This window comes from Streptomyces sp. 7R007 (genome assembly GCF_054850255.1).
Map to the genome: position 1 here is coordinate 44,055 of NZ_JBTWMV010000032.1, position 13,373 is coordinate 57,427.

General features: G+C 71.8%; 15 protein-coding genes. 13 read left to right on the forward strand and 2 right to left on the reverse strand.

From position 1 onward, the window contains the following. Positions 1 to 19 precede the first annotated feature (19 nt). From ACYF6T_RS31745 to ACYF6T_RS31765, 5 genes are all read left to right on the forward strand, one after another. On the forward strand, positions 20 to 529 hold the full coding sequence (locus ACYF6T_RS31745) for a DUF3515 family protein (protein WP_461700781.1): 510 nt from the start codon (positions 20 to 22) through the stop codon (positions 527 to 529). A gap of 149 nt (positions 530 to 678) precedes the next feature. After that, positions 679 to 1,281 carry a hypothetical protein gene (locus ACYF6T_RS31750; protein WP_461700830.1) on the forward strand — a complete coding sequence of 201 codons (603 nt, stop codon included), beginning with the start codon at positions 679 to 681 and terminating at the stop codon, positions 1,279 to 1,281. A gap of 42 nt (positions 1,282 to 1,323) precedes the next feature. Further along, on the forward strand, positions 1,324 to 2,061 hold the full coding sequence (locus tag ACYF6T_RS31755; RefSeq protein ID WP_461700783.1) for a YcnI family protein: 738 nt from the start codon (positions 1,324 to 1,326) through the stop codon (positions 2,059 to 2,061). 117 nt (positions 2,062 to 2,178) lie between these two features. Next, positions 2,179 to 2,829: a hypothetical protein gene (locus tag ACYF6T_RS31760; RefSeq protein WP_461700785.1), complete on the forward strand. Its 651-nt coding sequence runs from the start codon at positions 2,179 to 2,181 to the stop codon at positions 2,827 to 2,829. A gap of 174 nt (positions 2,830 to 3,003) precedes the next feature. Next, positions 3,004 to 3,621, forward strand: a complete 618-nt coding sequence (locus ACYF6T_RS31765; RefSeq protein WP_461700786.1) for a sigma-70 family RNA polymerase sigma factor — start codon at positions 3,004 to 3,006, stop codon at positions 3,619 to 3,621. Here ACYF6T_RS31765 and ACYF6T_RS31770 read toward each other — a convergent pair. Continuing rightward, positions 3,618 to 4,067, reverse strand: a complete 450-nt coding sequence (locus ACYF6T_RS31770) for a plastocyanin/azurin family copper-binding protein (RefSeq protein WP_461700787.1) — start codon at positions 4,065 to 4,067, stop codon at positions 3,618 to 3,620. The genes ACYF6T_RS31765 and ACYF6T_RS31770 overlap by 4 nt on opposite strands. 211 nt (positions 4,068 to 4,278) lie before the next feature. Here ACYF6T_RS31770 and ACYF6T_RS31775 point away from each other — a divergent pair, with 211 nt between their 5' ends. Next, the gene (locus ACYF6T_RS31775) at positions 4,279 to 4,557 is read left to right on the forward strand and encodes an SHOCT domain-containing protein (RefSeq protein WP_461700832.1); all 279 of its coding nucleotides are present in this window, start codon (positions 4,279 to 4,281) and stop codon (positions 4,555 to 4,557) included. A gap of 71 nt (positions 4,558 to 4,628) precedes the next feature. On the opposite strand, the gene ACYF6T_RS31780 is transcribed toward ACYF6T_RS31775, so the two are convergent. Continuing rightward, entirely contained in the window at positions 4,629 to 5,258 is a 630-nt protein-coding gene (locus ACYF6T_RS31780) for a hypothetical protein (RefSeq protein ID WP_461700789.1), read from the reverse strand. Positions 5,259 to 5,539: 281 nt separating this feature from the next. On the opposite strand from ACYF6T_RS31780, the gene hemL reads away from it, so the two are divergent. From hemL to ccsB, 7 genes are all read left to right on the forward strand, one after another. Beyond that, positions 5,540 to 6,859, forward strand: a complete 1,320-nt coding sequence (gene hemL / locus ACYF6T_RS31785; RefSeq protein ID WP_461700791.1) for a glutamate-1-semialdehyde 2,1-aminomutase — start codon at positions 5,540 to 5,542, stop codon at positions 6,857 to 6,859. Further along, positions 6,856 to 7,554 (forward strand): histidine phosphatase family protein, encoded by a 699-nt coding sequence (locus tag ACYF6T_RS31790; RefSeq protein ID WP_461700792.1) that lies wholly within the window; start codon positions 6,856 to 6,858, stop codon positions 7,552 to 7,554. The genes hemL and ACYF6T_RS31790 overlap by 4 nt, the downstream gene beginning before the upstream one ends. A gap of 144 nt (positions 7,555 to 7,698) precedes the next feature. After that, complete coding sequence (locus ACYF6T_RS31795; protein WP_461700794.1) at positions 7,699 to 8,958, forward strand: polysaccharide deacetylase family protein; 1,260 nt, start codon at positions 7,699 to 7,701, stop codon at positions 8,956 to 8,958. 77 nt (positions 8,959 to 9,035) lie between these two features. Continuing rightward, a complete protein-coding gene (locus ACYF6T_RS31800; RefSeq protein WP_461700796.1) occupies positions 9,036 to 9,653 on the forward strand; it encodes a TlpA family protein disulfide reductase in 618 nt (205 codons plus the stop codon). 1 nt (position 9,654) lies between these two features. Next, the gene (locus tag ACYF6T_RS31805; RefSeq protein ID WP_461700797.1) at positions 9,655 to 10,425 is read left to right on the forward strand and encodes a cytochrome c biogenesis CcdA family protein; all 771 of its coding nucleotides are present in this window, start codon (positions 9,655 to 9,657) and stop codon (positions 10,423 to 10,425) included. 3 nt (positions 10,426 to 10,428) lie between these two features. Beyond that, entirely contained in the window at positions 10,429 to 12,153 is a 1,725-nt protein-coding gene (gene resB, locus ACYF6T_RS31810) for a cytochrome c biogenesis protein ResB (RefSeq protein WP_461700798.1), read from the forward strand. After that, the gene (ccsB, locus tag ACYF6T_RS31815; protein ID WP_461700799.1) at positions 12,150 to 13,247 is read left to right on the forward strand and encodes a c-type cytochrome biogenesis protein CcsB; all 1,098 of its coding nucleotides are present in this window, start codon (positions 12,150 to 12,152) and stop codon (positions 13,245 to 13,247) included. The genes resB and ccsB overlap by 4 nt, the downstream gene beginning before the upstream one ends. Positions 13,248 to 13,373: the final 126 nt, after the last annotated feature.

Sequence of the window (13,373 nt, forward strand, 5' to 3'; positions counted from 1 at the left end):
CGGGGGAGGGGAGCTGTTCGTGAGCGTCACGTCCGGGCGCGGGAAGCGGGTCGCCGTCGCCCTCGCCGCCGCGGGTCTGGTCGCCGGGACGGTGCTCGTCGTACGGGAGGCGAACTCTCCCGCCCACGGCCTCAGCGCCGCGCCCCGCGGTGACGCGCCGCCGTGCGCGCGCGTCACCGACGCCTCCCCGGACGCCCTCGACGGGCGCGAGCGGGCCGGCACCGGCCTGCCCGGCGTGGCCGTCTGGGGCGACGGCGCGGTGACCCTGCGCTGCGGGCTGGCCCCGCCGGCCGCGACCGTCGACCCGTGTATCGCCGTCGACGGCGTGGACTGGGTCTGGCGCCCCTCCACCGGCCACGACGGCCGCCGCGTCCTGGTCACCTTCGGCCGTGACCCGGCGGTCGAGGTGTCCGTCTCCGACCGGGTCGCCGGCATCGACGAGGTGCTGGTGGAACTGAGCGGGGCCGTGCGGTCGATCCGGCAGGGGGAGCGGTGCGTGGGGGAGGACGACGTGGCTTCTCCGGGATGAGACGCGAGTCCTCGGGGACGAGACGTGGGCTGCTTCGGAATGAGCCGTGGGTTTCTTTGGGACGGCTTGACCCGGGGCTCGGGAACTGAACGGTGTGCGCGTCCGACCCGTACGGAGGTGGCGGGTCCGAGCAGGTGACACGGGCGGTGATGCGAGTGGGCGGGGACGGTGCGTCCTGGGCGGTGCGGGCGCTGCGGGCCGCGGTCTTCGCCGTGCTGTGCGTGCTGCTCGCCGCCGGGGGACACGCCCTGGCCGCCGGCGCGGCGCCCCCGGTGTGGGCGCAGGCCGCCGGGGCGGCGCCGGTGTTCGCCGCCGGGTGCCTGCTCGGCGGGCGGGAGCGGTCGCTGGCCGGCATCGGCGCGGGGATGCTCGGCGCGCAGGGCGGACTGCACCTCGTGTTCGACGCCGTGCGGCCGCACGCCGGGATGGCGATGGACCAGGCGTACACCATGCATCACCTGCACCGCGTGCACCCGGTGACCCCGCACGCCGGTGCCGCCCACGTCGGCGCGGCGCTCGTGCTGACCTGGTGGCTGCGGCGCGGGGAGGCCGCGGTGTGGTCGCTGCTGCGGCGGACGGCCGCCCTCGTGCCGGGGCTCGTCGCGTGGTTGCGGGGCGGGCGGCAGGGGGTGCCGGACACACCGGGGCTCGTACGGGGGAGAGGGGGCGCGGAGCCGGGGGCCGGGCGGGGCGTGCGGCTGCGGTACGCCGTCCACCGGCGCGGCCCGCCGGCCGGGACGACGTACGCCTGACCACCGACCGACACCCCATCCCGTACGGAGACTCACCCACCCATGTCCCGAGCACGAACCACGCTGCGCCGCGCCGGCGTCGTCACCGCCCTGACCGCGGCCGGACTGCTGGCCGCCGCGGGCGCCGCCGCCGCACACGTCACCGTCCACCCCGAGACCTACGCCAAGGGCGCCACCGACGGCCTGCTCACCTTCCGCGTGCCCAACGAGGAGGACACCGCCTCCACCACGAAGGTGCAGGTCTTCCTGCCCACCGACCACCCCGTCCTCGGCGTCCTGGTCTCCCCGCGCGACGGCTGGACCGCCAAGGTCACCACCACCAAGCTCAAGACGCCGGTGAAGACCGACGACGGCACCATCACCGACGCCGTCTCCGAGATCACCTGGACCGGCGGGAGGATCGGCCCGGGCCAGTACGAGGACTTCGACGTCGCCTTCGGTCAACTTCCCGACAACACGAGCGAGTTGGCCTTCAAGACGCTGCAGACGTACTCCGACGGCAAGGTGGCCCGCTGGATCGAGGAGGCGTCCTCGGGCGACGAGGAGCCGGAGAACCCGGCACCTGCGCTGAAGCTGACCGCCGGGGAGTCTCCGGCGCCGACCGCCTCGCAGGACGCCTCGTCCACCGCCTCCACCTCCTCCTCCGCCGCCGGGACCGACGGCAGCGACTCCACCGCCCGTGCCCTCGGCGTCGCCGGACTGGTCGTCGGCGTGCTGGGGCTGGGCGCGGCCGGGTTCGCCCTGGCACGCGGTCGTCACGGCCGGGGCACGGCCGAGTAGCCGGCGCGTTTCCCTCTCCTCGTGTCACGGATCACAGCCTGAGAGGTGAGTGTGGTCCCTGTGGCTTTCCCGTACTCACGGCCGACGGCTCCGATCCGGATGCGAGGATGAGGCGCCATGACAGCCGGGCGGTGTTCACGCACGCTGAGGGCCGCGTTGTTCGCGGCCGTCAGCGTGCTGCTCGCCGCCCTGGCCCACGTCATGATGTCCGGCCAGTACGTGCCCGCCTGGGCACTCGTCGCCGGCGCGGCGGGCACCGGCACCGCGGGCTGGTGCCTGGCGGGTCGTGAGCGGGGACTGCCCGTCGTGGTGGCCGTCGTGGTCGCCGCGCAGACGGCACTGCACGCGTCGTTCTCGCTGGCGCAGCCACGGGCCATGGGTGCGATGGGCAGGGGATCGATGGACATGGGGTCGACGCAGATGCCCATGACCGGCATGGACATGTCCCACATGGCCGCCATGCCCCACGCATCCCACCCCGCCGTCGTCCCCGGCGCACCCACCACCGGCATGCTCGCCGCCCACCTCCTGGCCGCCCTGCTGTGCGGACTGTGGCTGGCCCACGGCGAGAAGGCCGCGTTCCGCATCCTGCGGGCCGTCGCCGGATGGCTGGCGGCGCCCCTGCGGCTGCCGCTCGCCGTGCCCGCCGCCCCGGACCGCCCCCGCGCCGGTGTGCGCCGCGGCGGTTCGGACCCGGCGCCGCGGCGACTCCACCTCGTCCACGCGATCACCTCCCGGGGTCCGCCGGCGCGGCCCGCTGTCGCCTGACGACAGCCGGAGCACCGGGGCCGCCGTCCGGCGCGCCTCCGGTTCGGCCGTACACCGTGACGACACGGCCGTACGGCCGCCCCTTCCCGCTCACCGGACCGCGGCCCGCGCCCAGGTGCGTGCGCCTGCGCCGCCGCGCTCCGGATCACGGTTCCCGGAAGGACCAGGACCCAGGTGATCACCTCCACCCTGCCCGCGACACCGGCAGACCCCATCGGCACCCCCTGCGTCGACGAGTCGATAACCGCGTGGGCGCTCGCCGCCCGAGCCGGTGACGCCGACGCCGTCGAGCGGTTCGTGCGCGCGCTGCACCGCGACGTCCTGCGCTACGTCGCCCACCTGTGCGCCGATCCGCAGGCCGTCGACGACCTCGCCCAGGACACGTTCCTGCGCGCCCTCGGCAGCCTGCACCGCTTCGAGGGCCGTTCCTCGGCGCGCGCCTGGCTGCTGTCCATCGCCCGCCGCGCGGTGGTCGACAGCATCCGCACCGCCGCCGCCCGGCCGCGCGCCGCCCAGGTGGCCGACTGGCAGCTGGCCGTCGAACGCGCCCAGCCGCACGGCCTGCCCGGCTTCGACGACGGCGTGGCGCTCCTCGACCTCCTGGCCGCGCTGCCCGCCGAACGCCGTGAGGCCTTCGTCCTCACCCAGCTCGCCGGCCTGCCCTACACGGAGGCGGCGGCCCGCACCGGCTGCCCGGTCGGCACGGTCCGCTCCCGCGTGGCCCGCGCCCGTGCCACGCTCCTGGAGCTGCTGGACCCGGACGGCCCGGGCCGTCCGCCCGGCTGCGGCTAACCGACCTGGATGCGCGTGTCCATGCCGAGCTGCTTGTGGCCGGGGATCGGGCAGTACAGCTCGTACGTGCCCTTCTTCAGGGTCACCGTCACCGTCGACTCCTGTCCGCCCTGGACGTCGCCGGTCTTGGCGTCCCGCACGCCGGGCCCGTCGACCGACAGGGCGTGGGTGACCTTGCCGGCGTTGTCGGCGACGAAGGTGTAGGTGCCGGGCGTGAAGGACGACCGGGACAGCTTCAGGGCGTAGTCGGTCTCGGTGACGGTGACGCGGGTGCCGGAGCCGCCGCCCGCCGCCGAGCCGCTCGCCTTGCCGCCGCTTCCGCTTCCGTCGCCGCTTCCGCTGGAGCAGGCGGCGAGGGCGAGGAGGGCGGCGGAGACCACCGCCGCCGCGCGCAGCGCCGTGCGTGCCGTGATCGCCGTCGCCGTTCCCGTTGCCGTAGGGCTCATCGTGGCTCATCCCCTTCGGGGTCCGCCCGCGAGACGTCGGGCTTGTCCGCGTCTGGCGCGAGAGGCCCTCTATGGGGGATACGGGACCGAGTGCCCCGGTGTTCAGGTGCCGAGCCCTCCGGCCCCATCTCGTGGCCTCTTCGGCCCAAGACGGTGCCGCGGAAGCGGACGACCGTGGAGACGAAGGCGACCCGAGAAGGTGAGCACCGTGATGTTCTGGAACGACCACGACGTCAGCGGCTGGGGCTGGTTCGCCATGTCGGCGGGCATGATCCTGTTCTGGGCGGCGATCATCACCATCGGCGTCCTGCTCTTCCGCATCCTCACCCGCCCGGACGGCACCCCTGCCGTTCCCCGGCCCGCTCCCCGCCCGGAAGACCTCCTCGCCGAACGCTTCGCCCGCGGCGAGATCGACGAGGACGAGTACCACCACCGCATGGCGGCCCTGCGCGCGGAACGTGAACAGGGGCCGTCACTGAGCAAGGGCTGACGACCGCACCGCACCGCACATGACGAAGGCGGGGTCCGGAAACCCCGCCCCGTGCGCCGTGTGGCCCTGTGTCAGGGCCACACCAGGCAATAAGGCTGATGCCCCGCCTCGTGCAGGCGGTGGCTGAAGTCCTGCCACTCGTGCAGCAGCTGGTACACGTTGAACGCGTCGCGCGGTCCGCCCCGGTCCGGGACCGTCGACCAGATGAAGGCCGCCGCGCCGACCGCTTCCTCGCCGATGCCGCGGAGCGGGTCGACGACCGTCATGGGGAGCTTGACCACGGCGTAGTCGGGGTGCAGGACGACCAGTTCGAGGGGCGGGACCCGGTGCAGCGGGACGCCCTCGATGCCCGTGAGCACCATCGCCGCCATCGTCTCCGGCTTGATCTTGGTGAACATGCCGTTCATCCCGAGCTCGTCGCCGCCCAGTTCCTCGGGGCGCATCGAGATCGGGACGCGGGCCGCCGTCGCGCCGTCCGGCGCGCCGAAGTACTTGTACGTCACCCCCACCCGACCACCATTCCTGCTCCCCGCCCGCAACGGATCGATCCGCCGTTCGATACGTCGCTCGGCGCGCTCTGACTCAAGTGGGACGCCCGGTCCCGGTGCCGACTCCTCCGCCTCGCGCCGGTGCCTTCCCCGCCGGGCACGTCGAGGACCCAGGTCATCAGTCCCCTCGCCCAGTCCGCCACCGCGATGCATATCTCCACCCGACTGCTTTTCTAGGACGCGTGGCCCCCGCCGCGCAACCCGATCATCGTGTCAGTGACCTCCCCCACGGCCGCCCAACGAAACGTGCGTTGAAACACCTGTCCGCAGGATCTTCGCAGCCCTCGAACACGATGTGCCGGATGAGCTGCGTGTACCGGCACCAGTCTCTCAGATGGCGGCGGTTCGACCACGTGTTTGTCGGACCGGTGGCGGGCTCCGCCTACCCTGAGAAGGTCACTGAGAGGTCGGAGAGGTCGGAGACGTCGCTGCTCATGAGCGAAATGCCTTATTCATACGATGCGCCTGCCTCGCAGGCCCTGTTCGACCGTGCCGCGGCCGTCACCCCCGGCGGCGTGAACTCCCCGGTGCGCGCCTTCCGCGCCGTGGGCGGCACGCCCCGGTTCATGGTGTCGGGGAAGGGGGCCTACCTCACCGACGCCGACGGGCGTGAGTACGTCGACCTGGTGTGCTCCTGGGGGCCGATGATCCTCGGGCACTCGCACCCCGAGGTCATCGCCGCCGTCCAGGAGGCCGTCTCCCGCGGCACCTCCTTCGGCACCCCGGGCGAGGGCGAGGTCGCGCTCGCCGAGGAGATCGTCGCCCGGGTCGAGCCGGTCGACCAGGTGCGGCTGGTCAGCAGCGGCACCGAGGCCACCATGTCCGCCATCCGGCTCGCCCGCGGCTTCACCCGGCGGCCCAAGGTGATCAAGTTCGCCGGCTGTTACCACGGTCACGTCGACTCGCTGCTCGCCTCGGCCGGCTCCGGCGTCGCCACCTTCGCCCTGCCCGACACCCCCGGCGTCACCGGCGCCCAGGCCGGCGACACCATCGTGCTGCCGTACAACGACCTGGAGGCGGTGAACGAGGCCTTCCACCGGCACCCCGGCGAGATCGCCTGCGTGATCACCGAGGCCTCGCCCGGCAACATGGGCGTCGTGCCGCCCCGGCCCGGCTTCAACCAGGGGCTGAAGGACGCGTGCTCGAAGAACGGCGCCCTCTACATCTCCGACGAGGTCATGACCGGCTTCCGCACCAGCCGGGCCGGGTGGTACGGGATCGACGGGGTCCGGCCCGACCTGATGACCTTCGGCAAGGTCATGGGCGGCGGGTTCCCGGCCGCGGCCTTCGGCGGGCGGGCGGACGTCATGGCGCACCTCGCCCCCGCCGGGCCCGTCTACCAGGCCGGCACCCTCTCCGGCAACCCCGTCGCCACCGCGGCCGGCCTCGCCCAGCTGCGGCTCCTGGACGACGCCGCCTACGACACGGTCAACGCCGTGTCGGAGCAGATCCGGTCGCTGGTGACCGAGGCGCTGAGCAAGGAGGGCGTCGCGCACCGGCTGCAGAACGCCTCCAACATGTTCTCCGTCTTCTTCACCGACCGGGACGTGCGCGACTACGAGGACGCCAAGCGGCAGGAGTCCTTCCGCTTCACCGCGTTCTTCCACTCGATGCTGGCGCAGGGCGTCTACCTGCCGCCCTCGTCCTTCGAGTCCTGGTTCGTGTCCACGGCCCACGACGAGCAGGCCGTGCAGCGCATCGCCGACGCCCTCCCGGCGGCGGCCCGAGCGGCGGCGGAGGCCACGGCGGCATGAGCGAGCAGACCACCAACGGCGAGCTGACCGTCGTCCACCTCATGCGGCACGGCGAGGTGGCCAACCCGGACGGCGTCCTCTACGGCCGGCTCGCCGGCTACCACCTGTCGGAGCTGGGGCGGCAGATGGCCGACCGGGTCGCGGGGCACCTGGCGTCGCGGGACGTCACGTACGTCTGCGCCTCCCCGCTGGAGCGGGCCCAGGAGACGGCCACGCCGATCGCCAAGGCCCACGGCCTCGACCTCGCCACCGACGCGCGGCTCATCGAGGCCGACAACGTCTTCCAGGGCAAGACCTTCGGCGTCGGCGACGGGGCGCTGCGCCGGCCCGCCAACTGGAAGTACCTCGTCAACCCCTTCAAGCCGTCCTGGGGCGAGCCGTACGTCGACATCGTCGTGCGCATGATGCAGGCGCTGGACGCGGCCAGGGACCGGGCGCGGGGGCACGAGGCCGTGCTGGTCAGCCATCAGCTGCCGATCTGGACCGTGCGGTCGTACGTCGAGCGGCGGCGGCTGTGGCACGACCCGCGCAAGCGGCAGTGCACGCTCGCCTCGCTGACGTCCTTCACCTACCAGGGCGACAAGATCGTGTCCGTGGGCTACTCCGAGCCCGCCGTCGACCTCGTCCCCGCGCACCTGCGGGCCGGCGCCCGGCCGGTGCAGGGCAAGGGCAACAGCAAGGCCTTCGGAGCCTGAGCCGACCCGCGCGGACGTCCCCGTTGTGTCCTATGACACGTTCGTGACATTCGTCGCGAGATCGGGGCCTTCGAGAGGAACCTCCCCGTTCGTCATGTCCTCTGACTGGGTGACCGCCAGAGCACATGACGAATCGGGGATGGAATGCGCGCTCTCACTCGCAGGGGAATGCTCGGTCTCGGCGCGGGTGCCGCGGCCGCCGCCGGACTCGCCGGCTGCGGCACCCTCAGGCCGTCAGACGGATCCACCCACGCCCGCGGTTCCGCCAGGACCCCGGCCCGTCCGCTCGCCCGCCCCCTCGGCGACGGCTCGACCTCCTACACCGGCAAGCAGCCCCACCAGCCGGAGCGCCCCGAGCCGCTGGAGCCCGGCCAGACCCCGCCGCAGTTTGTGGTCTTCTCCTGGGACGGCGCCGGCGAGGTCGGCACCGGCCTCTTCCCCCGCTTCCTCGACCTCGCCAGGGACCACGGCGCGCACATGACCTTCTTCCTCTCCGGGCTCTACCTGCTGCCCGAGTCGAAGAAGCGCCTCTACAACCCGCCCAACAACCCGCGCGGCGCCTCCGACATCGGCTACCTCACCGACGAGCACATCAAGGCCACCCTGACCAACGTGCGCCGCGCCTGGCTCGACGGACACGAGATAGGCACCCACTTCAACGGCCACTTCTGCGGCGGCTACGGCACCGTCGGCAACTGGACGCCCGCGCAGTGGCGCGACGAGATCCAGCAGGCCAAGTCCTTCGTGAAACAGTGGCGCACCAACACCGGCTGGACCGACCTGCCCTCCCTGCCCTTCGACTACGACAAGGAACTCGTCGGCGGCCGCACGCCCTGCCTGCTCGGCCAGGACAACCTGCTGCCCACCGCCAAGGAGCTCGGCTGGCGCTACGACGCCTCCTCGCCCGGCGGCCGCCAGGTCTGGCCGGAGAAGAAGCAGGGGCTGTGGGACCTGCCCCTGCAGCAGATCCCGTTCCCGGGACGCTCCTTCGAGGTGCTGTCGATGGACTACAACATGCTCGCCAACCAGTCCGTCAACTCCACCAACGCGCCCGCCTACAACCACCCGGCCTGGCGCACCCAGTCCGCGCAGGCCTACATCGCGGGCTTCCAGCGGGCCTACGAGACCAACCGCGCCCCCTTCTTCGTCGGCAACCACTTCGAGCACTGGAACGGCGGCATCTACATGGACGCCGTCGAGGAGGCCCTCAAGCACATCGCGCGGGAGAGGGAGAAGGGCGCGGACGTACGGCTGGTCTCCTTCCGGCAGTTCGTCGACTGGATGGACGTACAGAAGCCGGAGGTGCTCGCCAGGCTCCGCACGCTGGACGTCGGGCAGCAGCCGGTGGGTGGCTGGAAGGAGTTCCTCAAGGACACCTCGACCGCCTCCGGACAGGCCGCCTGAAATGCGCATTCGTGCCCGCAAGGCGCCCATGAGGGGGGTGCGCAAGATCCCCGGAACGGACATGCGAAACTTTTCACATGAGTGCCGCCAGCCGCGCCCCCCTGCGCTCGAACCGTAGCCGTGCCGTCACGCTCTCCGTCGTGACCGCGGCCGCCGCGCTGACCCTGTCCGCGTGTGGTTCAGGGGGCACCTCCGGCGGCTCGGGCGACACCAACTTCGTCACCGGGGCCGACGGCATCTCCACCGTGAAGAAGGGCGACCGGGCCGACGCGCCCGACCTGTCCGGCAAGACCGTCGACGGGCAGCAGCTCGACGTCGCCGCCTACAAGGGCAAGATCGTCGTCCTGAACGTGTGGGGCTCCTGGTGCCCGCCGTGCCGCGCCGAGGCCAAGAACTTCGAGAAGGTCTACCAGGACGTCAAGGGCCGGGGCGTCCAGTTCGTCGGCATCAACACCCGCGACACCTCCACCGGTCCGGCCAGGGCCTTCGAGAAGGAGTACGGCGTCAGCTACCCGAGCCTGTACGACCCGACGGGCAAGCTGATCCTCCGCTTCAAGAAGGGCACCCTCAACCCGCAGGCCATCCCCTCCACGCTGGTCATCGACCGCGAGGGCAGGATCGCCGCGCGCACGCTCCAGGCGCTCAGCGAGGAGAAGCTGCGCAAGATGCTCGCTCCGGTCCTCGCGGAGAAGTGACGTGACGCCGGTCACCACGCTCGCCGAGACGGGCTACAACGGCACCGTGCTCAACGGCGCCCTCCTCGTCGCGCTGCCCATCGCCCTGCTCGGCGGACTCGTCTCCTTCTTCTCGCCGTGCGTGCTGCCCCTCGTCCCCGGCTACCTCAGCTACGTCACCGGCGTCACCGGCACCGACCTGGCCGAGGCCCGGCGCGGGCGGATGGTCGCCGGCGCCTCCCTGTTCGTCCTCGGCTTCACCGCCGTCTTCGTCTCCAGCGGGGCCCTGTTCGGCTACTTCGGCGACACGCTCCAGCAGCACAAGAGCGTCACCTCCAAGGTGCTGGGCGTGCTCATGGTCCTCATGGGCGTGTTCTTCATGGGGCTGATGCCGTGGATGACCCAGCGTGAGTTCCGTCTGCACAAGCGGCCGGTGACCGGCCTGCTCGGCGCTCCGCTGCTCGGCGCGCTGTTCGGCATCGGCTGGACGCCCTGCATCGGGCCCACCCTCTCCTCCGTGCTGATCCTCTCCCAGGACCAGGGCAGCGCGGGCCGCGGCGCCCTCCTGACCGTCGCCTACTGCCTCGGACTCGGTGTGCCCTTCGTGCTGGCCGCGGTCGCCTTCCGCAAGGCCCTCGGCGCCTTCGGCTGGGTCAAGCGCCACTATGTCTGGGTGATGCGCATCGGCGGCACCATGATGATCCTGACCGGGGTGCTGCTGCTGACCGGCGCCTGGGACCGTCTGGTGCAGGAGATGCAGACCTGGTCCAACGGCTTCACTGTGGGGATCTGATCGATGAGCAAGACCACAACCGACAACGCCCCCGCCGAGCATCCGCCCGCGGGCGAGGACCAGGACCTGGGCGCCGCCGGCTCCCAGCTGTCCACCGCGCCCAGGGAGGAGCTGCCGGCCGTGCCCGCCATGGGCGTCATCGGCTGGGCCCGCTGGTTCTGGCGCCAGCTCACCTCGATGCGGGTCGCGCTGCTGCTGCTCCTGCTCGTCTCGCTCGGCGCGATCCCCGGCTCGCTCATCCCGCAGACCGGCATCGACGCCACCAAGGTCGCCGACTTCCGCAAGGCGCACACGCTCCTGTCGCCGGTCTACGACCGGCTCGGCCTCTTCCACGTCTACAGCTCGGTGTGGTTCTCCGCGATCTACATCCTGCTGTTCGTCTCGCTCATCGGCTGCATCGTGCCCCGCACCTGGCAGTTCGTGGGCCAGCTGCGCGGCCGCCCGCCGGGCGCGCCCAGGCGCCTGACCCGGCTGCCCGCCTACACCACCTGGCGCACCGAGGCCCGGCCCGAGCAGGTCCGCGAGGCCGCGCTCACGCTGCTGCGGAAGCGCCGCTTCCGGGCCCACCTCGCCGGTGACGCGGTCGCCGCCGAGAAGGGCTACCTGCGCGAGATCGGCAACCTCGCCTTCCACATCGCGCTGATCGTGATGCTGGTCGCCTTCGCCTGGGGCCAGTTGTTCAAGTCCGAGGGCAACAAGCTGATCGTCGAGGGCGACGGCTTCTCCAACACCCTCACCCAGTACGACGACTTCAAGTCCGGCAACCTCTTCACCCAGGACGACCTGGACCCGTTCAGCTTCACCCTGGACAAGTTCACCGGCACCTACGAGACCTCCGGCCCCAATCGCGGCACCGCGCGCACCTACCAGGCCGACGTCACCTACAGCGTCGGCGCCTACGGCAAGGACGAGAAGCGCACCATCAAGGTCAACGAGCCGCTGTCCATCGGCGACTCGAACGTCTACCTCACCGCCCACGGCTACGCCCCCGTCGTCACCGTCCGCGACGGCAAGGGCAACGTCGTCTACCGCGAGGCCGTCCCCCTGCTCCCGCTGGACTCCAACGTCACCTCCTCCGGCGCGATCAAGGTCATGGACGGCTACCGCAACGCCCAGGGCGTGCGCGAACAGCTCGGTTTCCAGGCCTTCTTCCTGCCGACGTACACCAAGGGCAGCGAGACCGCCTCGACCTTCCCGGGGCTGGACAACCCGGTGCTGAACCTGGCCGCCTACCACGGCGACCTCGGCGTCGACGCGGGCATCCCGCAGAGCGTCTACCAGCTCGACAAGACCAACATGAAGGCCTACAAGGACGCCAAGGGCCAGGCGCTGCGGGCGAACCTGAAGCCCGGCCAGACCATGAAGCTGCCGAACGGCGCCGGCTCGATCACCTACGAGGGCACCAAGCAGTGGGCGAACTTCCAGGTCGTCCGCCAGCCCGGCACCGACTGGGCGCTCGCCGGTTCCCTCACCGCCATCTTCGGCCTCGCCGCCTCCCTGTTCATCCAGCGCCGCCGGGTGTGGGTGCGCGCGACCGAGGGCCCCGACGGCGTCACGGTCGTCGAGATGGCCGGCCTCGGCCGCAGCGAGTCCGCCAAGGTGCCCGAGGAGCTCGGCGACCTCGCCGGGATCCTCTACGACCAGGCGCCGGGGGCACCCGACCCCGACGACCCCGCAGAATCGCCCGACCCCCACGTCGTACCTGCCGAAGGGGCTGACAAGCAGTGACCCCCGATACCGCGACGACTCTCGCCGCCGCCACCAACGAGCACCTCGCGAACATCAGCAACACGCTGATCTACTCCGCGATGGCCGTCTACACACTGGCCTTCCTGGCGTACATCACCGAATGGATCTTCGGCAGCCGCAGCAGGATCGGCCGCACGGCCGCCGCGCTGACCGCCCAGAAGGACCGGGGCAGGGCGCCGGCCGTCACCGTGAAGAAGGCCGGCGGGACCGCCGTGCTGGAGCGGCCCGAGGTGGTCGTGCGCTCCTCGGCCGGCTCCCGGGACGTGCCCGACGGGCCCGGGGCGCACGGCGGGGACGAGCAGGGCGACCTCTACGGACGGATCGCCGTCTCGCTCACCGTACTCGCCTACCTCGTGCACCTCGGCGGGGTGATCGCCCGGGCCGCGTCCGTGGAGCGGGCGCCGTGGGGCAACATGTACGAGTTCAACATCACCTTCTCGGCCGTCGCCGTCACCGTGTTCCTGACGCTGCTCGTGCTGAGGAAGAACGTCCGCTGGCTCGGCCTGTTCCTGGTCACGACGGTCCTGCTCGACCTCGGCATCGCCGTCACCGTCCTGTACACCGCCAGCGACCAGCTGGTGCCGGCGCTGCACTCGTACTGGCTCTACATCCACGTCTCCACCGCGATCCTGTGCGGCGCGGTCTTCTACGTGGGCGCGGTCGGCACGCTGCTGTACCTGTTCAAGGACTCCTACGAGACGAAGCTGGAGAACGGCGGCACGCCCGGCCGCTTCGCCACGTCGTTCCTGGAGCGGCTGCCCGCCTCGTCCTCGCTGGACAAGTTCTCGTACCGCATCAACGCGGCCGTCTTCCCGCTGTGGACGTTCACGATCATCGCGGGCGCGATCTGGGCCGAGTCGGCCTGGGGCCGCTACTGGGGCTGGGACCCCAAGGAGACCTGGGCGTTCATCACCTGGGTCGCCTACGCCGGCTACCTGCACGCCCGCGCCACGGCCGGCTGGAAGGGCCGCAAGGCCGCCTACCTCGCGCTGATCGCGTTCGGCTGCTGGCTGTTCAACTACTACGGCGTCAACATCTTCGTCTCCGGCAAGCACTCGTACGCGGGCGTCTGAGCCGCCGGGGCAGGTCACCGGGTGGTACGTGGACCGGCTCGCCGAGTACACCGTCGGGGACGGCGGGTCCGCTTCCACCTGGAACGCGACGGCGAGCACGGGCGTCGGAGGCGGCCTGGCGGGATC